20 protein-coding genes and 3 pseudogenes are annotated in these 26,070 nt (G+C 50.7%); 11 read left to right on the top strand and 12 right to left on the bottom strand.

Annotated features, from left to right (window positions below; translation table 11 throughout):
- Nucleotides 1-358 precede the first annotated feature (358 nt).
- Nucleotides 359-3,757, bottom strand: coding sequence for an EAL domain-containing protein (locus AAEZ09_RS17310; protein WP_194693039.1), 3,399 nt, complete (start codon nucleotides 3,755-3,757; stop codon nucleotides 359-361).
- Between the two features lie 529 nt (nucleotides 3,758-4,286).
- Here AAEZ09_RS17310 and AAEZ09_RS17305 point away from each other — a divergent pair.
- Entirely contained in the window at nucleotides 4,287-4,889 is a 603-nt protein-coding gene (locus AAEZ09_RS17305; protein ID WP_225571147.1) for a Rieske 2Fe-2S domain-containing protein, read from the top strand.
- An 87-nt stretch (nucleotides 4,890-4,976) separates the two neighbouring features.
- Here the strand turns inward: AAEZ09_RS17305 and AAEZ09_RS29495 are convergent.
- Nucleotides 4,977-5,063, bottom strand: a pseudogene (locus tag AAEZ09_RS29495) (DUF7693 family protein); the annotation flags it as partial.
- 314 nt (nucleotides 5,064-5,377) lie between these two features.
- On the bottom strand, nucleotides 5,378-5,614 hold the full coding sequence (locus tag AAEZ09_RS17300) for a hypothetical protein (RefSeq protein WP_194693038.1): 237 nt from the start codon (nucleotides 5,612-5,614) through the stop codon (nucleotides 5,378-5,380).
- 1,464 nt (nucleotides 5,615-7,078) lie between these two features.
- Between AAEZ09_RS17300 and AAEZ09_RS17295 the strand changes: the two genes are divergently transcribed.
- Nucleotides 7,079-8,638 (top strand): sensor domain-containing diguanylate cyclase, encoded by a 1,560-nt coding sequence (locus AAEZ09_RS17295; RefSeq protein WP_225571149.1) that lies wholly within the window; start codon nucleotides 7,079-7,081, stop codon nucleotides 8,636-8,638.
- A 29-nt stretch (nucleotides 8,639-8,667) separates the two neighbouring features.
- Here AAEZ09_RS17295 and AAEZ09_RS17290 read toward each other — a convergent pair whose 3' ends face one another.
- Nucleotides 8,668-9,114 carry a 3'-5' exoribonuclease gene (locus AAEZ09_RS17290; RefSeq protein ID WP_194693037.1) on the bottom strand — a complete coding sequence of 149 codons (447 nt, stop codon included), beginning with the start codon at nucleotides 9,112-9,114 and terminating at the stop codon, nucleotides 8,668-8,670.
- A gap of 465 nt (nucleotides 9,115-9,579) precedes the next feature.
- Between AAEZ09_RS17290 and AAEZ09_RS17285 the strand changes: the two genes are divergently transcribed.
- Nucleotides 9,580-9,912: a hypothetical protein gene (locus AAEZ09_RS17285; RefSeq protein WP_350600180.1), complete on the top strand. Its 333-nt coding sequence runs from the start codon at nucleotides 9,580-9,582 to the stop codon at nucleotides 9,910-9,912.
- A gap of 88 nt (nucleotides 9,913-10,000) precedes the next feature.
- Here AAEZ09_RS17285 and AAEZ09_RS17280 read toward each other — a convergent pair whose 3' ends face one another.
- The 3 genes and pseudogenes from AAEZ09_RS17280 to AAEZ09_RS17270 form a co-directional block, all read right to left on the bottom strand.
- Entirely contained in the window at nucleotides 10,001-10,669 is a 669-nt protein-coding gene (locus AAEZ09_RS17280) for a hypothetical protein (protein ID WP_350600179.1), read from the bottom strand.
- A 65-nt stretch (nucleotides 10,670-10,734) separates the two neighbouring features.
- Nucleotides 10,735-11,598 (bottom strand): diguanylate cyclase domain-containing protein, encoded by an 864-nt coding sequence (locus AAEZ09_RS17275; protein ID WP_350600177.1) that lies wholly within the window; start codon nucleotides 11,596-11,598, stop codon nucleotides 10,735-10,737.
- A 163-nt stretch (nucleotides 11,599-11,761) separates the two neighbouring features.
- Nucleotides 11,762-11,964: pseudogene (locus AAEZ09_RS17270) on the bottom strand (DUF7693 family protein).
- Nucleotides 11,965-12,724: 760 nt separating this feature from the next.
- Here AAEZ09_RS17270 and AAEZ09_RS17265 point away from each other — a divergent pair.
- Nucleotides 12,725-12,919 carry an AbrB/MazE/SpoVT family DNA-binding domain-containing protein gene (locus AAEZ09_RS17265; protein WP_350600176.1) on the top strand — a complete coding sequence of 65 codons (195 nt, stop codon included), beginning with the start codon at nucleotides 12,725-12,727 and terminating at the stop codon, nucleotides 12,917-12,919.
- Nucleotides 12,920-13,045: 126 nt separating this feature from the next.
- A complete protein-coding gene (locus AAEZ09_RS17260) occupies nucleotides 13,046-13,480 on the top strand; it encodes a hypothetical protein (RefSeq protein ID WP_350600175.1) in 435 nt (144 codons plus the stop codon).
- Between the two features lie 410 nt (nucleotides 13,481-13,890).
- On the opposite strand, the gene AAEZ09_RS17255 is transcribed toward AAEZ09_RS17260, so the two are convergent.
- Nucleotides 13,891-14,856 (bottom strand): endonuclease, encoded by a 966-nt coding sequence (locus AAEZ09_RS17255; protein WP_350600173.1) that lies wholly within the window; start codon nucleotides 14,854-14,856, stop codon nucleotides 13,891-13,893.
- A gap of 580 nt (nucleotides 14,857-15,436) precedes the next feature.
- Between AAEZ09_RS17255 and AAEZ09_RS17250 the strand changes: the two genes are divergently transcribed.
- The 3 genes from AAEZ09_RS17250 (at nucleotide 15,437) to AAEZ09_RS17240 (ending at nucleotide 19,794) form a co-directional block, all read left to right on the top strand.
- Nucleotides 15,437-15,787 (top strand): hypothetical protein, encoded by a 351-nt coding sequence (locus tag AAEZ09_RS17250; protein ID WP_266019640.1) that lies wholly within the window; start codon nucleotides 15,437-15,439, stop codon nucleotides 15,785-15,787.
- Nucleotides 15,788-15,985: 198 nt separating this feature from the next.
- Nucleotides 15,986-17,605 carry a HamA C-terminal domain-containing protein gene (locus AAEZ09_RS17245; protein ID WP_350600172.1) on the top strand — a complete coding sequence of 540 codons (1,620 nt, stop codon included), beginning with the start codon at nucleotides 15,986-15,988 and terminating at the stop codon, nucleotides 17,603-17,605.
- Nucleotides 17,602-19,794: a DEAD/DEAH box helicase gene (locus tag AAEZ09_RS17240; RefSeq protein WP_350600170.1), complete on the top strand. Its 2,193-nt coding sequence runs from the start codon at nucleotides 17,602-17,604 to the stop codon at nucleotides 19,792-19,794. The genes AAEZ09_RS17245 and AAEZ09_RS17240 overlap by 4 nt, the downstream gene beginning before the upstream one ends.
- A 266-nt stretch (nucleotides 19,795-20,060) precedes the next feature.
- Here the strand turns inward: AAEZ09_RS17240 and AAEZ09_RS17235 are convergent.
- Nucleotides 20,061-20,303, bottom strand: a pseudogene (locus tag AAEZ09_RS17235) (AbrB/MazE/SpoVT family DNA-binding domain-containing protein).
- 54 nt (nucleotides 20,304-20,357) lie between these two features.
- A complete protein-coding gene (locus AAEZ09_RS17230; protein WP_266019634.1) occupies nucleotides 20,358-21,197 on the bottom strand; it encodes a DUF7693 family protein in 840 nt (279 codons plus the stop codon).
- Nucleotides 21,198-21,499: 302 nt separating this feature from the next.
- Here AAEZ09_RS17230 and AAEZ09_RS17225 point away from each other — a divergent pair, with 302 nt between their 5' ends.
- Together AAEZ09_RS17225 and AAEZ09_RS17220 are read left to right on the top strand one after the other, a co-directional pair.
- A complete protein-coding gene (locus tag AAEZ09_RS17225; RefSeq protein ID WP_266019632.1) occupies nucleotides 21,500-22,666 on the top strand; it encodes a restriction endonuclease in 1,167 nt (388 codons plus the stop codon).
- A gap of 130 nt (nucleotides 22,667-22,796) precedes the next feature.
- Complete coding sequence (locus AAEZ09_RS17220; protein ID WP_350600168.1) at nucleotides 22,797-23,846, top strand: DUF4238 domain-containing protein; 1,050 nt, start codon at nucleotides 22,797-22,799, stop codon at nucleotides 23,844-23,846.
- Nucleotides 23,847-24,354: 508 nt separating this feature from the next.
- On the opposite strand, the gene AAEZ09_RS17215 is transcribed toward AAEZ09_RS17220, so the two are convergent.
- Nucleotides 24,355-24,717, bottom strand: coding sequence for an antitoxin Xre/MbcA/ParS toxin-binding domain-containing protein (locus AAEZ09_RS17215; RefSeq protein ID WP_350600167.1), 363 nt, complete (start codon nucleotides 24,715-24,717; stop codon nucleotides 24,355-24,357).
- A 232-nt stretch (nucleotides 24,718-24,949) separates the two neighbouring features.
- Here AAEZ09_RS17215 and AAEZ09_RS17210 point away from each other — a divergent pair, with 232 nt between their 5' ends.
- Nucleotides 24,950-25,195: an AbrB/MazE/SpoVT family DNA-binding domain-containing protein gene (locus AAEZ09_RS17210; protein WP_350600165.1), complete on the top strand. Its 246-nt coding sequence runs from the start codon at nucleotides 24,950-24,952 to the stop codon at nucleotides 25,193-25,195.
- Between the two features lie 36 nt (nucleotides 25,196-25,231).
- Here AAEZ09_RS17210 and AAEZ09_RS17205 read toward each other — a convergent pair whose 3' ends face one another.
- Nucleotides 25,232-25,642, bottom strand: a complete 411-nt coding sequence (locus AAEZ09_RS17205) for a hypothetical protein (RefSeq protein WP_350600164.1) — start codon at nucleotides 25,640-25,642, stop codon at nucleotides 25,232-25,234.
- Nucleotides 25,643-26,070 lie beyond the last annotated feature (428 nt).

Genomic DNA, 26,070 nt, shown 5'->3' with positions numbered 1-26,070 from the left:
GGTATTTACTGACACTGATATAGTCTAGGCAAGATGAAAGAAATACAGCGGCGAGCCGCTATAGAAACCTGGAACAAACTTATCGCGATGCCTGAGGACAGTATCGAAGCTCAGCAAAGGTATGACGAGCTCTTGACGTCAGCCGACTCTATGGAGCAGGAAGGGAGCAACTGATCAGCAGCCAAGAATGGCGCAGGCTCGCTCAGCAAGCGGGGCCATTGTTCGCTAGCACAGCAGAGTGCAGGCGTGAGACGAATAAAAGATAAGGCGTGCACTCACCCATCCAATGGTGGAATACACCACATGTGCAATCAATGGCTGGGCCAGAAGTAGGCCCCTTCGTAATTAGGAGGTTCTATTACAAAGTCATTGCGCGTTGAGTCAGCCAGAGCTCAAGCGCAGCCCCAGACATGGGGCGACTGTAAAAATATCCCTGTCCCAGATCGCATCCTTGCTCTTTCAAAAATATATGCTGCTCTTCGTTTTCGACGCCTTCAGCAACGATTTTAAAGCCCAACGCTTGGCCAAGGCTTATAATTGCCTTTGTAATAGCTACATCTTTTTCGTCATGAGGAAGATCGGATATGAAATTTCGATCAATCTTCAAGCTGTTTATGGGTAATAATTTCAAGTAGGCTAGCGACGAGTAGCCTGTCCCGAAGTCGTCAATTGCGGTAGATATCCCCATACCTTGCAGATTATGAAGTACGGCTTTGGAATGCTCAGGGCTTGCCAGCATCAAGCTTTCTGTTACTTCCACCTCAAGTGTGTTCGCGGAGATATTGTATTTTTGTAGCGTACTATTCATGAGTTCAACGTAGTCGCTTCGTTCAATTTGAAGAGCCGCAACATTAACCGCTATTACACCTGGCGATATCCCATTTTCACACCATCGCTTGATGTCTTGGCAAACTATATCGATTACTTGCTCGCCAATTTGAATGATCAACCCGGTACTTTCTGCTAACGGTATGAAATCTGCGGGCGGGATTAAGCCATTGATTGGGTCTCGCCATCGAACCAAGGCTTCCGCACCAACGAACTCATTCGTTTTAATGTCGATTTTGGGCTGGTACCAGACTTCAAACTCTTGGCCCAGCACTGCTCTTCGTAAAAATCTTTCACCGTCCATTCTTTCTTGCGCTCGCAAGGTCATCTCGGCTTGATAGAATCGGTAACCGTTACGACCATTTTCTTTCTTTCCGTTCATCGCTGTATCAGCTTGTCTAAGCAATTGCTCAGGGCTTGCAGATTCGTTCGATGCGATCGCGATCCCCAAGCTGGCGGTTATCAGGGTCGACGCTCCCTTTAAATCAAAGGGTTGCTCTAGTGAAGAAAGAAGTTTTTCAGCGACTAAATTTACTTCGTCTGTGGTTGCCAGATTGCCAAGTATGAATGCAAACTCATCACCACCCAGGCGTGATACTGTGTCACTCGGTCGAATGCAAGTTTGAAATCGGGCTGCAGCTATTTGCAGAAGCATATCGCCCTGTGCATGCCCCAAGCTGTCGTTGACTGTTTTGAAATCATCTAGATCTAATACGATGACGGCCAATATCAAATCGCCGCCCTGCGTTTGTTCGATTGCGCGCTGAAGTCGTTTCTGGAAAAGCGACCTGTTGGGTAATCCGGTAACTGGATCATAATGAGAGATTCGTTCAAGGTCTGATTTAGTTTTATTAATTACCGAAAAGTCAGAGAATACCGCGACATAGTTTGTGATTTTGCCACTGTCGTTATAAACGGTGTTGATGGTCATCCATTGTGGATACATCTCACCGTTTTTTCTCCTGCTCCAGAGCTCACCTTGCCAAAATCCACGCTCTTTCAAGTATCGAATAATTTCTCGATAGAAGGAGTTATCTTGATTCTCGGAAACCAGTATGTTTGGTCTTAAGCCGATAGATTCTTTAGCGCTAAATCCGGAAATAGTAGTATAGGCATTGTTTACGGATAAAATATGGCCGCGCTCATTGGTGATAATCACGCCGTCAGCTGTATGGTCTATAACTACGCCCGCGAGTCGAAGCTGCTCTGTATTTTTTTTGATTTTAGTGATGTCAGTCGATATGCCTAATACACCTGTCGCGAATCCACCTCCGTCTTTCAAAACGCATTTCGTAGTTAAGTATGTATGGATGGCGCCATTATGGGTAATGTTTTCTTCAAATCTAAGAATAGCCCCGGCTGAAAGGACTTCATTGTCATTCCCTTGAAATATCCTTGCTTGGGTTTCGGGCATGTGGCTAGCTCGCGGCTTTCCTTCGAGTTCTGCAAATGTGAAACCTGTTGCTTTTTCGAACATACGATTGCAAAGTGCTAAATTTCCTTTCGTATCGTACACATATATCAAGGAAGGTGCGTTATTGACGATGTTCAGGAGCAAAGATTTCTGGGTGAATAAAGCTTCCTCAGCTGTCTTACGAACGGTAACGTCGCGTACAACGGCGTAAACCATTGGTTGGCCGGACAGAATCACTGAGCACAACGTCACTTCAGACGGAAACGTTGAGCCGTCAGCTCGGGTATGTAGCCACTCAAAGCGATGAGCACCCTTTGCGAGAGCAATGTCTAGCATCTCTTTAGACTTTACCGAAGACAATTGTCCGTCAGATTGATATTTTGGAGATATGTCCGCTGGGTTGACTCGATATGACTTTTGGTGATTTCGTAAACCAAATGTTTCGATTGCTGCGGCGTTTGCGTCAACACAAATACTTTCTAGACTCACTATCCAGATGGGATCTGGTGAGCGTTCAAACAAAGCTCGAAAACGAGATTCACTTTGCTGCAATGACAATTGTATAATTTTTCGGCTAGTTGTCTCTTCGGTCAAATCTTGCTGTCGCTTTTCTATTAATTGATGGCTAATAATAAGTTTGGCCGAAAAGTAAGTAAAGAATCCCGTGCAGAAGAGCGCGAAAAGAAGCATAGGTGATTCATAAAAAGAATTGGTAATCCAGCCTTCCTTTGGCAGAGCAGCGAGCTGCCAAGTACCACCCGGAACTTCAACTGTAGTGATTACCGCATCTTCCTTGAATAGCGTTGGATCACCGAATATAATACCTCCTGCCGAGCCCAGCCCATCCTGGCCACGCAGCGCGACCTGTAAATCGTTTATGCTAGATATGCCCCCTACGAGCAGTAATTTCTGATAATCCGCCACCACCGAGACACTGCCCCAATATTGATCTTTTCCTGTGGCATCGGTGACGAACACTGGCCGACGGTTAACAAATGCCTTGCCCCCTTGAATTAATTGAACCGGCCCAGCCAATAGTGAAGTTCTATTTTCTCTAGATCGCAGTAATGCGCCATATTGATCGGCCAAGTTCCGATAATCTACGCCGATGAGCTTTTCGTTTGCCTGGATTGGAAAGACGTTATCTACGATGTCATTTGGTGCGAGGACAACGTGTTTTATTTGAGGCTGTAAGGATATTGCTTCTCTTGCTATCCCCTGAAAATGCGCAGCGGTAATGTCGCCATCCAACCTAACGAGCTGAGCAATACCCTCGGTAACGTCAAAAGTAGACCTTATCGCACTTTCCAGGCGCGTCTGTATATTACCTAGTGTCGAGCTCACTTGGGTTTTGGCTAGATACAAATTCTCCTGCTGCTCCAATGAGCCTAGCGCCAGCGATAGCACGATACCAGACAGAAAAATGCTAGCGGGGAGAGCAAAGATCGTCCACGAATACGAGATCGTTTTTGTGCGGGCCTGTTCGTTCGTATGTGCTGCAGTCGATTTGTCCAAAGCGGCAGCCCTTTAGTTTATTCGAAGGGATGGGCGGATCATGAGGAGGCACCGACCCAATGAATGCGTCTCATTGTGGATGACGAAGATGAGTAAGCGCAGTTGGAAAAATGGTCTCGCAAGAAAGACATGCGTCCGCTCCTCTTGTGACTACAACATTATGAGACGTAGTACGCTATTGAACTTTGGTAGATTTTCGCCTGCGTCGCTGCTTATACCTATTGACAGTCGACAGGCCACCCTCTGCCAGGTTCAGTCAAATTGATCACCTGAAGCATTATTTTCAAAAAACAGTTGTTAACTGTTGATCGCTTGCGGTTGTAGAAGAGCGTAGATTCGAGAATTTAAGTGATCGGCAAAAATTCGGTGCCACCAAGCCCCTCACAGCGTCTACAAAGCCGACTATGCTCGTCGACCGTAGCGACGCTTTCATTTTATTGCCTTGTCAGTCAGTAGGAGCGAACGAATCCGACTGTTCAAGGATCCAACCTTGCTAACTCAGACGTACGGTGCGCCGGGCGATAGATCTATGCTAAAAAACCTCTGGTATGTCATTTTACCTTCATCTCAGTTGACCAACGATCTGACAGCCATTCGGATCGTTGGACAATCGTTCGTGGCATTCCGCGATGAACATGGTAAGGCGTGTCTGCTTTCCGACGTGTGCGTGCATCGAGGTGGATCGCTCTCCGCTGGCAAAAAGGTTGGAGGGAGCGTTCAGTGTCCTTATCATGGATGGCGTTTTGGTGCTGATGGCAGATGCACCTACATACCCGCTCAGCCAAATCTGAAAATCCCTATCAAGGCTCGAATCGACGCTTATCCAACGATAGAGCGTTATGGTTGGATCTGGGCTTTCCTTGGTGATCTGCCAGAAGATGAGCGACCACCGCTCCCGATTTTAGACTGGCTCAGCGATGACGCCGTGAGAACTGTATCCGGTCATTTTGATTGGGAATCCAGTTGGGATCGCGTTATTGAGAACGGTCTTGACTTCGCCCACGCTCCTTTTGTCCACGGTTCGACCTTTGGGGATGTCAACCACCCTGAGATAGAACCCTTTGATGTCGATAGCAAAGAATGGAGCGGTTCGGCTCGAATGATCATGCGAAGACTGAGCAAGTTTGATTAGGGACGGTGACCCCATCGGTGGCAACCTGCGTAGTTACGCAAGGTGGGATCGCCAGCCGTTTACAAATGCAGTGCTTTGGATGCAGGCTCACAGCGCAGCGAGTAAAACTTCGAGCCTCTGACGTCCCCAAGTACTAAGCAGCTCGACTGGGTCGGTGCCATAGCGTGGCGAGGTTTCTAACCCTGCGCAGCCATCTGGCTAGCTGCGGTATTCGCAGTAGTCCAAGGGTCACAGTCGTTGAAGAGTGTGAGTGCCAGCCATCTATCTCAACGGGCACGAGTCCGTGGCGGATATCGCTCCATAATAGGACGGAGGTCTGATTCATGACCCCTGTGCCTAGTGACACGACCTTCCGTATTGAGCAGCCAGTCGAGCAAAACAGCGTCGATTCAGAACCCTACTAAGAAATTGATCTCTCATAAAAAAGGCACCAGCAGAGGAGGTGCCTTTAGCCGGAATAAAGGAGGCAGGGCCCTCTCCGGCCTCACTTAGTGTGAGATGGATTTCGCTCGTTCGTCATATTGAGCGTTGAATAAAGATGGGTTTAAATGCCCGGAAATTTCTCTGAGAGCAGCATTGGCTGCTGATTTGCTGTGAAAATCACCAATTGCACCGTCCACAACCAGCCCCTTAGCGCGCTCTAGAATTTCGTTCTTATCGTGCCTCGCGGCCTTAAGAAGCGCTGCAATTACAACTTCCAACGCAATTTCACGATCAGTCGTCATTTTCGCTTCCTCATCCGGCCCGTATGCCGGTGACCAATCAATACCCCATCCTACCCAAAATTGCCACCTTGCGGCATTTGGTGAAAGAGGGAGTCGCATGAGCATTTTTAACCACTGCTGTCAATCTGCGGTGGGCTCATAAGAAGGGTAGGGAACCTAATTCCCACTGCCTGCGGTGTAAGGCGGTGTGAATGAAATAGAAAATAGGATGCAGATCTTAGCTAATGTTATGCATCGGCCTCGGTTTCGCGAGACCGATACTCAAAAAACAGCGGCTATTTGTAGTTCCCTGCCTTTCGATATCCTACGGCCTGAGCCTCGGATTCAGACGTGAAGGGCAGAACCAGCTCGATTGGCTAGGAAAACGTGGTAGCACTGGCTCGCTAAAAACCACCTTCACGAGTTAATTGGCCTCAATTACTCCATCAGACATTGGTGATTGAGCCATCTCATCTTGGCTCGCGAACTCATTTTTGAAGGTCAGGGGCGGCGGGCCGAAGGCTGCTTTCACCTGCAGGCGAACGTGTGTCGTGAAAATATAGTTCAGGAGCCCCCCTTGAATTCAAAAAATCGCGACGGAGTTCTTATATTTGAAATCAAAAAACAGCAGAGATCTACCTGGCCATTTTTCCCGGAGGTATGACTTGTTAGGGGAATCGGATCGATTGCTTCTACCTCTTTGCCTCTTTTTTGTCTCTGCTTAAAAATTTTGAAAGGACGACTATCTCAGGAAGGGTGTCAGCCCTAGCTGTCTGTAAGTCATGTAGAACTCGCTTCTTCGCGACGAAGGCGCGGCTAGATTTTGCGTTTTCTTTCAAAGGTCTTCGAAGGCCCTCGAAAATTTGGGAAACCTATGAGTAGGAGGCGAATACGAGGACGATTTCAGGCAGCCTGGCTAGGCTCAAAAAACTCGTGAAATCGAGCATTCGAAGCGCTTAGACGCCAAATCCCTCAGTGTTCTTCATCGGAAACTGGCGACGATTACTTGCTGTACTGGCCTATAGCCGCTAATAGGTATGGGGTGATTCACGAGGGCATGAAGATGAATGCGAGATTTGTTGTAATTCCTGCGATCCCTATCGAAACGGGATCTGTGCGCAACGGAACACGCTTCTACTGCGAAACGGCGCCTATAGGTTTCAACATCTACGATAATGACGAGAAGTCGCGTTCCAAGGCTGCATATCAGACGCGGTCAGAAGCTGATGGCGAATGCCAACGTCTCAACCTAGAGCTGGTAAACAGCGTCCTTGCTCAACAACAATCCAAGCCAGTTCAACGAAATTGATACAAGCTTGCGAATGGAGTCCAAAGAACTCGACCTGGGGGCCCTTAGCCTGCCGCAGATGGGTTCTGGCTACTGGTGCGTACGTCCAGCTGAGAGCCCAAATTCAGTGACCCTAGGAAAGCTGACAAAGTCGGAACGATGATGATTAACGCTCTGCGCAGTGGGAAATCAGGATGATGTTGACTAAGCGCCGCAGCTCTATGGTTGGTTTTATTTTTTTTGCTGTTGGCCTGGTTACTTTTTCTGCTTGGCTGCTGTTGAAGTCCGAGACTCAACGCAGAGAACAGCGATTCTCCGAATACGTGCAAAATATTTCCGGCATCGTGCGAAATCAGCTTGATACCAATGAAGCTGTTCTTGCGGGTTTTTCAGCATTCCTCCAGGCCGTGGATCAAAGCGACACGGATGCTGCGGCCCGTTATGCGGCAGCCGTCCTATCAGCATACCCACATATCTACATGCTTGAGGCCGCGCGGGCTGTTCCCCTAGCTGAGCAAGCCGCCTTTGAAGAACTGTTGCGGCGAACATGGCGGCATGACTTCGAGCTGAAAGATTTCCCGAGCCTCACTCAGCAGCCTAGCCAACCTCAGGCATTTCTCAATGAGACGTGGCCGGTGTTGTTTATGTACCCGCTACTCCCTGAATCCAGCTCAATCTACGGAGTAAGGCTGGAAACCGTGGCCTACCTGTCCTACGCATTGGCACGAACCCACAGCAGCCAGAAACCTGTGGTTTCACCGGTATTCTCCATGTACGAGGGAGGCAATGCTTACATACTGATGCAGTCAGTCAGTCGGCCAAAGCAGGTAAGACAGGACACCCGTCCCAATTTCTTCGGCAGTACGATGGTGACTTTGCTGTTGGTCAAGACGAACTCGCTGCTCGATGCCGTGAACAACGCGAACGTAGACTTCTTGGTTCACATAAGAGCTATCCTGAAAACTGCAGCCGGGTCTGAAAGTGATGTGTTTTCCACGCAGACTCAGCAAGCAAGTTTACTGGATCGCCTGCTATTGCCGCGCCTGGCCAGCCGAGTTGAGATCAGAACCACTTCACAACCGATGACACTGCTGTTTGAGCGTCAGTTGCGTGTAGAGGATTTTTTAACGGCGGAGACATTGATTATCCTCGCGGTTCTGGGAGGTGCACTCGTAATGATGCCGCTTGTTTTAATTCGGCATTTCCAGGCGATTGAAAGGGCTGAGGTCGAGCATGAGCGCTCGGCCTATCTCGCAACCCATGACGTGCTTACTCAATTGCCGAATCGCTACCTTTTCGCCGAACGCTTTCATCAGGTTTATGCCGACTGGCAAGTGAAGGGTGTTCCGTTTGCAGTGCTATTAATCGACTTGGATTACTTCAAGGAAATTAACGATAAGCACGGCCATGAGGTCGGCGACGAGATTCTTCGAGTGGTTGCAGACCGCATGCTTGCGGCTACCCGTTCGTGTGACACCGTCGCACGCTATGGCGGCGATGAATTCGTGGCCTTGATCACAGATCTCAGGAGTCCAGAAGGTGCAGAAATGAAGGCCACGAGGATGCTAGAAACTATCGCGCAGCCGGTCGTCACGACCATAGGCGAGGTACCACTCTCGTGCAGCATCGGAGTTTCGATCTGTCCTCTCCATGGGCAGAGCTTGGATACGTTGCTAAAAGAAGCAGATCAGGCCATGTATGGCGTTAAGCAACTGGGGCGGATGGGGATTGCAATGACTAAGAAGCGTGCGATCTGAGTTCGCTCTCATGAAATATCTTCGCGTTCTTACCCTGGTGCGAACATGCTTGCGATGATACGGGCATCCAAGAGAGCGTGATGTGGAAGCGGTACCCCATCGTTTATAACCCTCAGAGTGGTAGCATCAACAGGGTGATTTCGGACATTTCTGGGCCATTTCCCATCGTCATACGCCAGTTCACAGAAAAGCTCCCAGTCGTACTGTGGGGCGTCTGTGACAATCTCCAGGGCTTCGTCGAACGACGTGAGAAACTCGAACAGCGCTGACCTTGCGCCAATGATGGGTAGTGCATAGCTTCCGCCCCAGAGCTGCGGAAGGACGATTTTGATTACGAAGTCGCTGCAGTCTGCTTCTCGCCATGTGTCGATCAATTCCGCGTAGAATTCGCGTCCATTCTCGGCCACCAACGCCAGCGAGATAAGCTTAGCTGCCGCCGAGAGCTGGGTAAATTCGCAATCAAGAAAGAGCCGCATGCCGTTAGAACTCCGTAATGACTAGGGGTCGCCTGGATATGTCCCAGGAAGCTCTGCTGTGGGATATGGCCGTTGAGCATTTTGGCTCAGAAGTGTTGCTCCAAATGGTAGTAGAGATGTGGGGTAGCGCAGCACCTCCGTTTAGACCCGTCGTGGAACACTTGTCCACCGACAGGATGAGCCAGGAAGCTCTGAATATCCTGAAAATTGCTCAGGAGCGAGTGGGCGCTTTCGTACCGGATCGAAGGCCCATTCATGACACGGTAACGCTGTACGCACGTCATGCAAGTGATTTAGCTGGCGGTCTTATCACACGACTGCCGAAGGGAAGGCTGTCGCCAGCTATGAGGGGCTCTCGGATCGAAATCGAACTGGGGATGTGAACCCTAGCAGTCACCGATGACACCGATCAGCAACAATCCTAGTAAAATTATCGAGCTAAGTACCACTCCTTTGAGATGCCCTATGAACTCTGAGTTAACTGAAGAAGAAATGCGTCGTGCCCTGTTCGGTGCGGATGAGCCCGAAGTGCAGGTTTCTGCTCCTCCGGTGCAGGAGCCTGCGTCCGAGGTTGTTCCTATAAAGCCAGCAGCTCCCCAAGTGAAGAAGAAAGTGGCAAAAGCTTTTACTCCTAGGCTGAGGGTCACGCTCCGGGTTGGCAACGAATTTGAGGGGAAGATGCACGAGTTGATTCACGAGGCGGACACCTTGAGCTCGTTGCTTGCTGAACAGGAGGCTGTTAGGGCTGCCAAGAAGAAGTACAAGTACGTTGAAGTGGTATCGGTTAAATCGATGTAAAAAACGCAGCTGGGCCGATGAGTTGAAAGGTCGTGAGCCTAGAAAGCTCTCTTATCTCTAACGAGCAAACCCCTCTAGGCTATGTACTCTATCTGCGTGAACTCGGTGGCGCTGTCAACGAACAGCCCGTCACTCGTGGGTAAGTCTGGCAAACCAGCATAATCTTGTTTTTCGGCTCAAAGCCATGATCAATCATGCAGCGCTGCACTTCTGCAGTGCGCCCGATGCTGGCGACGTCCAGATTCGACCCGAGTGGTTTCGCATAGCCGCACGCATACATCACTGGCAGGGCTTCACTATCATTGGCTACCTTGAATTCGAAATGGCGTGATGCTCCCGCTTTACGCCATGAGACCTGCATACGTTCATCCCGACCAGAATTAGGCTTGATTGGGTGAAATGCTTCATCTTCTACAAACGGCAACGCTTCGAGCTGCGACAAACTGAGCGGATGGCCCTGCCTTTCTTCGACGCAGGCTGGCATATTCTTCATTAGTTCACAGTATTCAAAGCCGTCTTTACGGGTAAAACCGAGGCGCTGCATACACTGAAAGTGAATTATCTCTTCGTTTATTGGAAAATGGTTTTGTGGCCCTGCCACAGGGTCGCCACATTCTGCCATTGCGGCTCTTACACCATCTACAGAGGTTGAAGTACGTTGCCATCGGGTGAATTCCGGTGATGGGGGGCAGCCGGTGAGTAAAAGTACCGATGAGATCAGGACTGGGATGGTAATGATCTGAGATTTGCTGAACATATTTTGTCCTTAATTTATGTCAGGCTACGCCAATGGTGTCCAAATCTTTCGGGCATCGCCCACTCTTAACTCTCTAAGGTGCGATACCTCTTCATACGGTACATTTCACTATCCGAGTGGGTGAGCAGTGTATCGGCATCCTTTCCGTGCTCGGGATAATATGCAACGCCGATACTGCACAATGGCATCTTGAGTGTGCCGAATTCAGGAGCCAGTGGCTCAGACATGACTTTGTGAATCTCATCTAGCTTTTTGGAAACCGCTTCCCTCGACTGTACTTCTGTCAGCAGCACCGTGAATTCATCGCCGCCAATCCGAGCCACGGTGTCTGTCTCACGCACACAGCTTTTGAGACGTTGGGCAATAATGCACAGAACACGATCTCCCGCTGCGTGACCATGGACGTCATTGATACTCTTGAAATCATTTACATCCAAAAAAAGCAAAGCTAGCTCATTACCGTGGCGCTGTGCAGTCTGCAGTGCAGATATAAGTCGATCACTAAAGAGCGAACGATTGGTTAATTTTGTCAGCGGATCATGATGAGCAAGGAAGCGCAATTCCTCCTCTGCTTTAGCTAAAGCTGTAACGTTTCTTGCGACCCCAATCCTAGCACCAACTTCCTCCGACCAGAATGCAGCCCACAGGATGTAAACGACTGCTCCATCCTTGCGGATGTAACGGTTCCGGAAATCGAAATGAGGTTGACCATTCATAACCCGGGTAATCGAACCTCGCGTCGCATCCAAATCTTCAGGATGCATATAGCTGGTGATATTGGTGCCAATCAGTTCATCAGGGCGGTAGCCCAACAGGGCCTTACAGGCATCACTCACAAAAACAATGTGGTCACTTTCATCAACCACAAAAACGGTATCCAGCATTAGGTGGATCAGTTTGGGGTAGAGCGCTAGTAGATCGATGGCCATAAGTCATGTGCTATCTGAGTCGTAGAACGCGATCATATCCCGATTTATAGGGTGGATTGCGAGGAATCTTGTAGGCGAAAGGTAGCCCAGAGTATGAGCGCAGTGCGCGCGTTCTCACCCACTCTCCATGGCCGAACCCTCGCTTGCCGTTTTGCATGGAGACTCAGAGGGCAGCGAGCAATCGTTCGAGTTGTTCGCGCTCCCAGGCACTCAGCAGCTCAACTGGATCGGTGCCATAGCGTTGCCAGGTTTCGAAAGACTGACATGGCCGTCTGGCGACCAGCAGTACTCGCAGTAGTCCAAGGTGTCACAGTCATTGAAGAGTGTGAGCTGCCAAGCGAGATGATCAACTCCTCTATTCCAAATTTTGGGCCGCTGTAAACAGCAGTAGAGATCACGGCTGCTGCCAGAAAAAGGGGAACGGTTTTCTTGATCAAAAGGATCTTCCTTGAGGCTTCGCAGTCCAAAAAAGCGTGGAAGTTGGTAGCTCCACCCCAGTATTGGTGCAACAGATCAGCCCGGCGTGATTGTCTGCGATTCAGCTGAGTAAATTCGGTTTATGACTCGGTCTTATGCCCCAGATTTCCGAGCCGCTTGCGAGTACGCAATACATATTGGTTTGCAGCGAGAAATCTTTAGGGGGGGCGGTTTGGGGAACGTGTAGGGTCACGGCTCTCACTCCAGGGAATCATAACCACGCTAGCCGGCTTGGTTCTTCCAGCGGTACTGGAAGCAGTGATGAGTTGCGCTCCCTGGCGGATGGGTTTATGCGTCGCGCGTTAGACGGGCCAGATCCATGGGCCGCCCTAGAGCATTTCGCAAACAACATCCGTGCTGGGTTGACGACGGAAGAGTCGATCTTGGAGGTTGTGAGCCAACACGGCGATGTGTTCGTTTAAGCCTCCCTCATTCTCACTACCGTTCGTTCTACAGGGATGTACCCGTGCGTCTCTTCGCAAACTCTTTGCTCTGTTGCAATGCTCGCCACCTGTGCCGACTCTCACAATTGGACGCCGTAACAAAACGGCTCAGCGCGCATTGCGGCCAGCGATCGCATCCTCATCTCAACGCCACTGGATGGTGAGTACGGCTATCATGTAAGTGCTCAATCGCATAGGTATCCCTCATGGCTACTTCCACTGTGAACGCTAAAGGCCAAATCACCATCCCTGTCCAGGTACCGGCTACTCTTGGCCTACGACCAAGAGATGAAATCGAGGCAGCAATGTATTCCGTTGAGCGACTGAAGGGCATGATTCGCAAGCCGAAGGTCAATGTGAGCGTTGATGACATGAACGCAGTCTTTGCGCTGAAGGAGTAAATGCTCAACTGGGATTCCCAGAACACCCTGAGCTTCAGCCGTAGATATGTTAATCCGACAAAAAACTTGTTGTAGTTCCCAAACGGGCTCGTTATGTTGGATGGGTGTCAATAAATGAGAATCCGTATGGACGATCAACTATCAACAGTACGACCTCCGGCCGAAGCCTATGAGGTTGATGCCGTCATCGAAGAGCTGAGGGCTGAATTTGACAGGCTTGAGCGCGAAGGTGTTCAGGATGATAGTCATGCAGTTCGACGGGCTAAGGCCGCGCTTGACGCTCTTGATCTTGCTGAGGGCTTGCACGATCACAGGATGATCAACTGCAGCCTCGACCGTGCGTTCTTGGCACTGGAGGCGATTGACCATGCCTTCAATGGCTTTGGCCTATCGTCCGTTTTATCCCGCCAGTACAAATATTGGATCGGCGTTTTAGCGTTTTGCCTTGCCGCCCTGGCTAAGCTCAAAGCCCTACTTGCTCGCTCTCTACGAGCAACTCTGCGCGTCCCACTCTTTATGGACGGCCCAGAACTAAGCGGATACAAGCACCGCCTTCGTTAATCCCCCTTTCGAAAAATTTTCATTTTTCCTTTTTTCGATTGGGATCGTTCCTATGACCTCAGAAAACCGTCGTGCCTGTACCGCTTGCTCCGAAAAGGGCGAGCTGAAATGCGTTTGTGTGCCTGTAAATCAAGCGTCCAACAACACATCGACAGTAAATAAACTCTCTCCAGAATCAACTCGTATCGTTACTAGCGAGCGCCTCTGGTTTGACCGGATACTTGATCTGCTGAAGATTGGTATAGGCTTGGCTAACCTGATCTTGGGGCTCAGCAAACACTAAGACTCCAGGCACTCCCTCGCAGCGACTCAGCGGCGCTCCCATGGGCCATGACTTTGATGGATCCAGGTAATCGGTACGAATTGGAAACGGCCTCGGTTTCGCGAGGCCGGCTTTCAACAAGAAGCAACTATTTGCAGTTACCTGCTTTTCGATATCCCGCCGCCTGTGCATCAGATTCTGACGCAAAGGAAACCTGATTGTTCTCGGACACCTGACCATAACTAGGGCACCCCACTGAGAGGTGATACACCTGGCTCTTCCGGTTACCGATGATTACACCTATCCCGCTCGCGCTCGCGAGGGTTGGCTGGGCTGCTACTCGCGCAGAATTAACAGGAATCACGCTAACGACCCCATCACCAACTGCCTTGTACCCTTGTGACCATCGACGCTCGCCAGTTACGAATGGATTGGAGTGCCCCATGATTGCTGCAATGCGGCGATCTCGCTCTTTCTCCCAAGACGAAACCGGATACTGCTTGTCCCAGGCCATCAGTAGCTGTTGCTGCTGACGAGACATGCTCAGCTTGTATCTGTCGAACATGTAAAACGTTGTCCTGGCGACCAGCCCTTTAACCTCGTCACGCGGTTCCGCAGCACGTTGATCGAAATCAACTCGCGTCTTGCACTGGCCATACTGCGGCGAGACCCCGGACGCCATTCCATAATTGAAATTGCTACGGTCGCCATTTACCTCACCTACAGATGGGTAGAGGTTGAAAAGGTCTGCTTCCATCGCGCGGAATACCGGATCATCGTCCACGCAATGCTCGCGACCACCGTTCTGCCAGCATTGACGTTGGTTGCCGAATGTCCAGGCTGGAACTATGTGCTCCCACTCAGTACGTTCTGATCGAGTCTCTTGCTTCCTCGCCTTAAGGCCACATGACTCAGCATCGATAAGGCCACCAGATTTCCCTACCCACGTCCATTTGCAGCCGCAATACAAATCGCCCATCGAACTGTTCGCCTGGTCGAGATAGATTTTTTGTTTTGCAACGACCTTAGCTTCAGAAAACGTAGATGGAGGGCTTGATAAAGCGTGATTAATTACAGAGAGGGCCAGCACTAGCACGGAGAGCAGTTTTTTCATTGGACAGCTTAAGTCATTGAGAGAAAACGCATTATACGCACGACCTTACGGTTGCCCATGGAGGACGGGGCTGATGAAGGTCACGGAGCCAGCGCCACGAGCAGGGAAGGGCTGCTGCAGCGACGGTGTAAATTTGTAAACAACACGGAACCCGGGCGCGATCCAAAAAAATAATTTCTCAGTGGCCTTGAATTCAAAAACAGAAAGCGGAGTTCTTATTTGATAACAAAACAGAAGCAGAGATCTTGGAATTCTTGCCCAATCCTGACACCCATAGATTTTCAGATCATCCGACTCGATCGATTTCTAATGCTTATGCCTAGGATCCGGCTGCTTGGTGCTTAAACGTTAAGACTTAAGTGAATGGATACTCTGCTCGTCGATGGAGAAGGGCAGCTCGCATGTTAGCGACGTGAGTCGCGGCTAGCTTTTCAAGCCACTCGAAAAGTCAAAATCAGACGGGTGTCTGAGAACCTCGTGGGTACCACTATCAGTGACGCCGCATGGCCGAGAGGGCCGACGACGTACATTAAGAAGCGAATGGCCAATAATGACAGTCAGAGCTAGGTTTCATTGGCGCTTGGATCTGGAGCAAGAAGGTAAGCTTTGGGAAGTAGCCAGATCATATCTTGGAGCTGCAGCACTTCAACAAGCAGTGGTAGAACTTCTTCTCAGCCATGGGCCGCTGAAGGCGCGCAGTAAAGTGGAGTACCTCAGCCGAGAATGGCTGGGCGACGAAAACGTTCATTTGTTAAAAAATGCCTTGGTCGAAGCCGGCTTGGCGCTTCCCCATCTCGACCAACCTCCAGAAAAAATTGCACTCTTATCCTGCTACAGCCAACGCATCGCACAGGGTCTTTTACTTCTAATGCCTTTGGGCAAGCTTTCTCGAGATCTACGCGGCTTTCGGCTTGAATACGACCTGTTATGACCGCGCGCCTTGATCATTTCCCCCTGTCAATCAACGATTCCCTTGCGCTTACTGAGCAATTGGACTTTTGCGCTGAGAATCCGATCGTTGATTGAATTAAGACAAAAAAATCGCGATAGTTGGCTAAATGCCACTAATCGTATGGACGGACGGATGCTATTGCCATAAATTCCAATCCTCTATGCCACGGAAGTCGAGATGGAACCTAATGACGCTGGCGGAGTAGCCGCCAAGCACGGCTTCATCTTCCAAGATTGTGTTGCCGCTTTTTACGTAACACAGATGTTGCGTGACAAGTCTATCCAGCGTGTCCGGTGTGAAGTTACGGACGACATCGATGTCGTCTGCGATGACTTCGTCGAATTCGTACAGGTGAAAACCACCTCTAAAACGCATTGGGCAAAATCCGATCTGGTCGTGCTCACTGCGAGTACCGGGAAAACAAAAAAAATCCCCTTTAGCTCCATTCTTCACAAATCCATGCAGAGTGAGCCTAGCCTTACCGTTCCGAGAAAATTTCGCATCGTCACGGAACACCCAGTCAATGTGACCCTTGAATATTTGCTGATCAATCGCAACGATCGGACGGGGAAACCGGGCCGCGAGGACTTGATAGACTACCTGAACTCGAAGACCTCAGACTATTGCGCTCCAAGTGGCGTTGACGTTGAGACGTGGGTTGATGCAGCTTGCTGGGAGGTCTTCCGTACCATGCGGGAGATTGAGTTGCTTGGGGTAAGGAACATACGCTTAGCTGCACAGGATCTCCACGGGGTTGGTCTCAGTACAGAGTCTTGTGCAGAGGATATTTGGCGAGGGATTCTGGACACGGTCACTCGCAAAGGTGCTTTGTCCCGCAGGATCAACTCTGTGGATAATAAGTCATACATTGGCGCGGATTTGAACACCTGGTTCAAAAAGCTGGTTGATGACGATCAGAAGCGCGCTGGTCGCAAGGTTTACGTCAAACGCGAATTGCCGCACATACTCGTTCCTTTTCGAAGTCAGCTCTCGTCACCGTGCGCCAAGAGAAACGGCCGTGTGCTCCATCAGCAGTACAGCCTGAGACGCTACCGCTATAAGCACATCGTCGACAATGTGTGCAAATGGCTGGATGAAGTGTTTCTTCGGCCCAAGGAGATGGCGGACATCCACAAACTGTCATTCGTTGAACAGCGACAGCGGTTGAAGACGAAAGTGTTCGAGTCATTGACGGACGTCAGTTCTTTTCTAGGTCGGGTGCTCCTCCATGCCACGATTCGCCAGATGCACGAAAGCCAACCCATCCCATGCCTGCTCTACATGGACGGGGACGGTGAAGAAAAGATCTTGGAGAATGTACACATCGTCCGCCGCGACCCAGAGGGCGATCAGCTCTGGGTTGGCTTCAGTGAACTGGTGACTGCAGCGAACATCACCACGCGATTGCCGGAGATCCGGGAGCAACTGTATGAGGAAATCTCCGATTGGTTCGACACCGCAAGGGGCAAGATCCTCGACATAAAGGATGATGACTACCTGCTGCGCCATGACATCGACGAGATACTAGACGGTAGCCATGCATTCGAGTCCCATCTGGAGCGGTTCCGATTCGTGCTGTTTGTCGGTTATGACTCGTCGCTGCTGACGGAACCGGAAACGTCCGGGCATGAGGACAATCTGGAGCATGAAACGAGAGCGCTGTTCGAAGCGTTTGCGGATGATCTGCAACATGACTCGCCATTCGCGGAGCTCGCCATTGATGTGTTCATTTACCCCGCCCCAAGTTTGGGAAGGTTGATCAGGATGGTTGAGGATAACGTGAGGGACGCCGTATGACTGAAGTTTATGATGTAGCGAAACTCAGCTTGGGGCGTGAGGGTTTTTCGGCGTTCCGATACCTGGCAGCTATCAATACTCTCCTGTCCAATCCGGTGTCGAACAATCTCGGGCGTGACTTGATCGTCAGGGCATTAGATGCCCGCGAACAATTTTCAGACCACACCGGCATCTTGCGAAACATGGTTAGGAAATCGGGTCTGTTTCCCTACCTCAAGAAAGAGTTCACCGACCTCACCCCCGGAGACCGTGTCGCGCTCGACCTGTATCGAACGCCGTTCTCTGACAAGTACGTGTTCCACTCGATGCAGTTTCACATCTTCGACCTGCTGAAAGCGGGCAGCAACCTAGTTCTCAGTGCTCCTACGAGCATGGGGAAGAGTGCCATCGTTGACTCGCTACTAGGGCTTGGGAGACTGAACCGTGTGGTGCTGGTCGTGCCTACAGTGGCCTTGGCCGACGAGACCCGCCGCCGTCTACAGGATCGGTTTGGTGAGAAATATCAAATCATCCATCACAGCTCACAAGTGTGCCGTTCCGACAGGGCTGTATACGTCCTGACCCAAGAAAGGGTCAATGAGCGTGACGACATCCAGAACATCGATCTGTTCGTCATCGACGAGTTTTACAAGCTGGCCTTCCGGCAACTGAAAAGCGGTGGAACTGATTTCAAGGACGAGCGGGTTATCGAGCTTAACATCGCCTTGAGCAAGCTCTTGAAGGTATCGAAGCAGTTCTATCTCACCGGCCCCTTCGTGAACAGCATTCGCGGACTAACAGAGCTCGGATACAAGCACACATTCATTTCAGCAGATTTCAACACAGTCGCCGTAGACGTGCAGACGTTTGGTGTGGAGGCAAACGATGACAAGGGTAAGCTCAGAGCGCTGGCCAAGATTGCCAAGCAGTGTGAAGGTGCCACGATTGTTTACTGCAAGTCCTCCGGTGTTGCCGGAAAAGTGGCACGGGAGCTCATCCGGCTAGGATATGGCCAGGAGTTCAAGAGTCAACACATCGACTGGGTCGCTGAAGAGTTTGATTCTGAGTGGGACTACACCGTCGCGCTAAAGAACGGCATTGGTTTGCATTTTGGTGGTCTTCCTAGGGCGCTCCAGCAGTACACGGCGGATCGTTTCAATGCCGGTGACATCCGATTCCTACTGTGCACCTCGACCATAATTGAGGGCGTGAATACGGTCGCGAAGAATGTAGTCATCTACGACAACAGGGACGGGAGTCGCGGTATCGACAAATTCACCCATGGCAATATCAAGGGGCGCGCGGGCCGTATGGGTGTCCACTTCGTTGGCAAGGTGTTCTGCTTGGAGGATGTGCCGGAAGACAACCTCAACCAAGAGGTGGCCATCCCATTAGGTGTACAAGATGAAGACACCCCACTCAACCTCCTGGCTAGCGCGCAGCCTGATCATCTGTCCGACTTTTCCCAGGACAGGTTTGAGGATGCATTCGATCAAGACCGTTTCTCCATTGATCTGGTGAAAAAGCATTCCCACTTCAGAATGGAGCAGTTCGAGCAGTTGTACAGCTTGGTTGAGATGCTGAAGGATGAGCAATTTGCGTCGCTCGTTTTCCACTGGTTGCCAGCGGCAGAGTTCCTGAAAACCTTTGCCAAGGTGATCTCTCGAGTAGTGCCCAACACATTTTCCAGAAACGGGGTACAGACTAAAACCGCCGAGGTAATCGTGGCAAAGCTGGCCGGCTACCTGAACGCTTCGAGTTATTCAGACTATTTGAAGAGCCAGATTGTGTATGCGAAGCAGCGGATCGAGCAGGGTGACGAGCACACGCTCTCGAACATGCTCAACAACGATCTGAAGCTCGTGACCAACACCTTCGGATACACTATTCCGAAACTGCTGGGACTGCTGGAGGATGTCGTTCGTGTGCATGCGGCGAAGCGCAACATTCGGGGCAAAATCGATTATGGCCATTTGAGGATGATCTTTGAGAATCTTCATCTCCCCCCAGGCGTGAACGCCTTGGAGGAGATAGGCATTCCTGTTCAGACCTTGCACCGGATAGCCTCAATGATGGAGTTTCCCCAGGAGGTGGGCGTTGACGGCTTAGCTGACTATCTCAGGGCTAATGTGGAAGCTTGGAAGGATGTCGGCTATGTAGATCAGACGTTTGTCAAAAGGGCTTTGGGAATCGCTCAGGACTTCGCTTGATGGGTACGCGTAACGCCGGAGGTGTACTGTTAGCAAGTCTTTTGACGCACTATACAGTTCGCGTTCGGTGCTTTTGTGCCTTCCTCTCTGGGCCGTCGATTCCTAAAATCAGCGAGCAGGTCGAGCTATGGTTTTCGCTCCTTAGGGTTTTATCCCCGCTCAATCTCGCGCCTTCAGGTGATACGCCAGGTATGCCTAACGGTTTTGGATGAGAAGTTTGAATTACAGTCAGATGCATTGATTCAGCGAACGACTTCCTGGCTTCCTCATTTGTCTTTGAGGTTGCCGCGCCCCTTGATATTCCTAAAAACAGTGAGCTCGTCTATTCGATCCGTGATCTGAGGCTTTTTTGATAGGACTAGGCAACGCGCATTGCCGACAAACTACTCGATCAGATACACAGCGTCGCCTACATCCAGCTCGAGCTCCTGCAGCGATTCGTCCGGAATTCGAATCGCACCGTCACCATCCCATTCTTCGATGATGATTTTCATCGGTGGCTTTTTCACGTGTGGTCTCCATTGCTTTTTAGCCGGCAATGGTAACTTGCTTTGCGTAAAGGCTCAGAGCGTGGCGAGTAACCGTTCGAGCTGTTCCCTCTCCGAGACACTCAATAGGTCGACAGGATCAACTCCTTCGCGCTGCCAGAATTCAAGCGTCCCGACTCTGCCATCAGGCGATCTGCAGTACTCGCAGTAGTCCAGGGTGTGACAGTCGTTGAAGAATGTGAACTGCCAGCCATCGGTCTCAACGGACATGAGGCCATGATAGATCTCATTCCACGAGGGGATAGAGCTTCGTATCATGATGCGTTTGTCTAGCGCGGCTTCCTTCAGTACCTGAGAGACCTCGTGGGCAGTGAGAATTGAGGTTGGGTGCGAATCATCCTCTGGCTGATTCATAATCTCTTTATTACCAAGCCATTTGATTAGTTTCTCGATGAGCTTTGCGTCCTTCTCCGAGAACTCGAGCTCCACTCCTACCGGAACCTCAGCCAGCCTGCGTTTCATTTTTCTCATTTGCACTGCGGCATAGCCAATGACTCCGATACCGGTAATTCCGGCAAGGCCAAGTCCTACCGGGACAGCTATTGGTGTGGCAGAGATTAAACCCGCAGACATTAAGATCCCGGTCAGACCAGAAGCCCCAACGGTGGTGCCAAAGACTCCTGCACTACCGATAATCGCGCTGCCTGCACCAGCAACCGCCGCTGTTCCCAACCCTAATGCCGCCAGAGCAGTGGCACCTGCAGAGTAGATAATTGTCGATATCGCAGCGGTGCTGAGATATGTCCCGACCACGTACCCCGCAGCTGACGTGACTATCATGCCCCCTGCAGCATGAGGAACCAGCGACCCGCCCGCCGCGAGAGCAGCGATCACTGGGATAACTGGTATCGGCATATTCTGTTCCTTTTGTGCTGTAAGACTCGGATATCGGCTTGCAGATTATAAGCCATCAAAATGCCACAGCTCTGCTAGAGCGAGCACGAGTACCTGCGAGAGATTATCGAGCGTCCGGCTGATAGATGCTGGAACTCTAGCCTAGCCGGCCCGGCAGTCCAACCGCCGTAATGGGATTTCGCCATCATTGATGCGCCTGTGTGCAGTGGAAACAAGCTCGTGGACTGAGTGATGGCACTGAGCTATGGTCGCTAGCATGATGTGCGTGAAGGCGCGCGATGGCTTGGGAAGGAACGGAAACGATGATTTATCAATGCAACGGATGCAACAGGACTACTTTCGAAACAGCATGTCCGTGGTGCATGGGCTCTCAAGTTTCGCCGTCATCAGAGCTCACGTTGCGGCACCTTACTCCACTGGATCCTTCGTTTTATCCCGACTTTCAATACAGATCCAAAGGCTTGATTCAAGACTTCTTCGGTAAAAAGAAGGAGCAAGCCCAGCTCAACGATCTTCTGAACAACGTGTTGAGAAAATATGCGGAGCTGAACCAGCCATACTTTACCAACTTCATTCACACGACTCGCGAAAGCGCAGCCAGTAGCGATGACGCAGGCGTGCCCGGCCCACGTTTGGATGGTGTGTACAGCGAGAGAGAGCTGTTCAGGGAGGTCTTGATTCGCAAAGGCTTTGACGAGCTTGAAGGGCTTCCATCTCTTCTGGACAAGCTGCTGCAAACCACAGCATTCAACTCTGCCTACCTAGGCTTCTCGAGAGAGTTGACCCGCCACATCCGAGCTGATCTTGCCGACACCTTACGTTCCTGGATTGAAGAGGCCGGGACGACATTCAGGTCTGACTTGGCCTTGTTCTACTACTACCTTTGGGAAAATGACGTTCCATTTCCCAACGTTCAATTCAATCCCCAATCAGCCACCACATCCGGCGTACCACTCCTTCCGCTGCAGGCTTTTCGGAATGGCTTGAGTCTATGCGAGGAAATTTATTTCGACATTCTCGTCGAGCGGCTGGGATCACAGCTCGAGCATTTCAATCCGAACCAGTTCATCACCATGTACCTGGTGGATGCCATGGACGGGTTCCAATTCGAAGCCTTCCTTGTTGAGATCTTCCAAACCATTGGCTATGACGTCAAAGAGACCAAGAAGACGGCTGACCAAGGCGCAGATCTTTTCGTTACCCGGTTCGGCAAAAACATGGTCATCCAGGCTAAGAACTACTCTGGCTCTGTAGGCAACGCGGCTGTGCAGCAAGCCATTTCTGCTAAGGCCTTTTACGGGTGCGATGAAGCCATGGTCGTTACGAACTCCTACTACACGAAATCCGCCAAAGAGTTGGCCGGCACAGCAGGCGTCCGGCTGATCGACCGGGACGGGCTTCAGAGCTATCTGGATGACTACAATCAGAAACTCATTGAAGTCTTCCAGGCTGAGGAAGAAAGCGCGTAGTCGTGTGTCATTTGTCGGCCATGATATGCCGCAATGGACGCTTTGGTCGGTGTGCAAGCATCAGGGCAGCATCATGACTAGGTAAGCTAATGTCTCCACATTTTGCAAACAAACCACGGGAGAGCGCGACATGTCAGGAGCACGACAGCACTTCATTCCAAGGTTTTTGCAGAAAGGTTTCAGAATTCCAAGTAACGGAAAAATAGTCCGTTGCTGGGTGTACGAACAGAGCAAATCTCCGAGATCCGCAAATATCCAAAACGTAGGGGTCGAAAGGTATTTTTATGCCATCGACAATGAGCCTGATCTGGACGATAAAATTACTGATGAAGAAAGTGACGTCTATGCACCGTTGGTAGAGAACCTACGTGCCGGCAATCTTACCGAAGCGGTGGTCGAGCGGATTCCAGCTCTGTTAGCTCACCTAGAAATCAGAAGCCGGCACGTGCGCCAGAATATGCAGTCGTTGGTGGATGATTGCGTCAGTGGCATCCTCGAGCATCTATCTGAGCCAGAGAACCTCAGGGCATTGGCGAAAAACCATTTCAGACCAGGTTCACCTCTCTTTGACAAGGCCTTAGTCGACCAGGGCATCAGTCATGAGCAGGTTCAAACCTTGCTCGCTATGGACGAGTCAGCCCTTGAGCAGATATTCCAACCATTCGTAGCTATAGTCGCCGCCCAGATGCCTGCCCAATTAAATCGTATCAAGTCTTTAATACCGGACGTGATCAGAGGCAGTCATGTCCGCATTCTCAACGAGTCCGTGTCTCCAGCTGCCCGCGCTAGACGTTTTAACGCGCTCCATTACTCAGTACAAACATTTGCCGCTGGCGATCTACCGTTGGGGGATTCCGTTGTGTTGTTCCACGTGAAAGGCGAGCGAGTCTTCAAGCCCTTTGTGGATAAGGATGATGAGCTTGTTCACGTGATTCTGCCCCTTTCGTCGGACATGTATCTTCTAGGTGCGACGAATAACCATAAGTCATCGCCTCCCCAAAATTTGCCGCTTGAAATTGCCAGGTGCTCCATTGAGTATTTCATATGCGCGCACCAGCGTGATGATGCTGCTGATCTCCAAGCACAGATAGGAATTAACGCCAGCTGGCTTTCGGCAAGAGAAATGAACTCGATAATCAACGAAGTGCTATCGGAGTCGATGAGCGAGAAGCTTGCCTGACACGTGTTAGCTAGGGCCGTTTTGCAGAGTGATCACGTCTACTAGGTTCGCGTCACCTCCGTCCTAGCAGCGCAACTTAGTCAGACGTTCACGGTGTAGAGGGGCGCACCAAGTGGTCGGTCGAGCACGATAAGAGTGCTTTCTTGCTATCGCCTCTTCGAGCCATAGGCTCGGCTGAGTAGAGCCCGAATGAAGTGCAAACGGTAATCGGCTTCCTAGGACACATAAAAAGAAGGAGCTTACGGTTATCGTACGAACCGCTTGAGTGCATGACGACTCTCTATCACCTGCTCTCGTATCTCATCTGGGTCGATCGACATACCGCCGTCCGGTGTCACGCGCAGAGATTTCAGTTTGTTGACGGTAGCTATGAACGTCCGATCTCTGGCTTGCTCGCGGTCTGATCTGTTGTCTCGACAAACGAGTCGTACCAAATGACCGAACCACTTCATGCCGCACTCCTGATTTCGTTTTCCATGGCAGTATTTTCAGCGATGTGCCGGACAGGTTAAATGTGTGAGCGAGTAGCAGCCAAATACTGAACTACTTGCTCCAGTCCCGTTTGGCATGCGATATCACGCGGTCGGCCACTCAGTCCCCGATTCTGGCTGCTTAGCCAGATCTTTGCATTTTGCTCGGTTCCTACGAGCGCGAGCAATGACTGATACAACTCAACCAAGAGCGTGGCCCGGCTCAGCGCTTCGGTGCTAGGTTCAAGCAGTTCATTTCCATGACGCAGACGCAGCAAAATGGAGACCTGCTCGCCCAAGATGGCTGCCAAATCACTGTCATCAAGCCCCAACCCTTCTCCGGCTCGGAAAAAAGCTTTGCCTAGTACGGGGTTTGCGGTGCCCGATGTGCCTGATGTCATGCCCCACCATAAGGCCTGTAACGTAATTTTGTGCTTTGTAACACTGCTAACGTTACAGCGCACAAAGTTACGTTACACACCCAGAAGGCGAGGGGGCAGGCAAGCGGAGCGCGCAGGCGTGCGGATGGAAGCCCGCATGGGCCAAGACCGGCGCCTCGCGCCAGGGCTTGGTTCACGACAGCCATCCCCAAAGGGGCATGCTCCAAAAATGAATCGTCCGAAAGGTATTCAAATGACTACTGCAACCGTGTCTTCAAAAGGCCAAATCACTATCCCTGCGCAGATACGTGCATCCCTCGGATTGCGACCTGGCGATAGAGTCGAACTCATTGAATTTGAGCCGGGCCAATTCGCCATTCGAGCGGTCACGCACTCTGTTAAGAGCCTCAAGGGCATGACCCGTAAACCAGAAACCGCCGTGAGCATTGAAGATATGAATGCGGCAATTGCTGTTCACGGAGCCGGCATTCAAAAATAGACAGCCATGTAGAAGAGTGCATTGAGCTTCAATCCCTCAAAAACCGTCACTGCGAGCGACCGACAAAAAGTGCTCACAGGATTTGAGCGCGGCCTTGTAAGAGTCCTCATTTGTCCGATCGTCTACCGATGGATAATCACTGGGTTTTGTAGCCCTGAGCCGGGTGAGCTCAACATGGAGTTCTTCTGCTTGGCGCTCACCACGAGAGATGAGTGCTTCGCATACCGTCACGAACGAATGTTCATTTCCATGTTCGTGATACCAATCGGCTAACTCCTGATAAATCTGACGGTGGCGGACATCCAAACCTCCCCAACAGTCGTCTCTGCGAAGGCGAAACCTTCCAGGTTCATATAACCCCAGCACCAGCTCTCCTAGTCGGTATGCGGTGCCGTACTTTTCATTCAGCAAAATATCGCGGTACTTCACATATGGTGACTGTTCCATAGACGGAGTCTCGTCTGAGGTGATTAGGAAATGCTACGGTGATTTGATTATAGTTTCTCTATAAAAGAGGGCAAGCACCCTGACGAAGTGGATTTGGCAGCAGCAGTTGGCGTAGTGTCCCTAATACGGGACATTAAGACTGGTTTTTGCAGTTAAAGTCCCTTTTTTGGGACATTACGAGAGGCATTAAAGATTGAAGGATCCGAAGAGGAACCTTTTTTGGTTGCGAGTGCTGAGGCGTCTTGATCGCTCCTATCTTCGATAGAATTACAGGGAGTTTAAGCAGTGATTCTCGCGATAATCGAACGCCATGAAGAAAATTTGTTCCAGACGTTAAAGTTTTGGCCTTAAGGAAGGTCTGAAGTACCCACCGATTTTTCATGCCCTCGTTACTTGAGGTTCAAAAAAACATGCGTCGGTCGAAAAAC

The sequence above is a fragment of the Pseudomonas sp. 65/3-MNA-CIBAN-0223 genome, assembly GCF_040310425.1.
In the GTDB taxonomy this organism is placed as follows: Bacteria; Pseudomonadota; Gammaproteobacteria; order Pseudomonadales; family Pseudomonadaceae; genus Aquipseudomonas; species Aquipseudomonas gregormendelii.
Note: the sequence above shows the minus strand (reverse complement) of the source record. Positions and strands in the feature narration are given on the sequence as shown.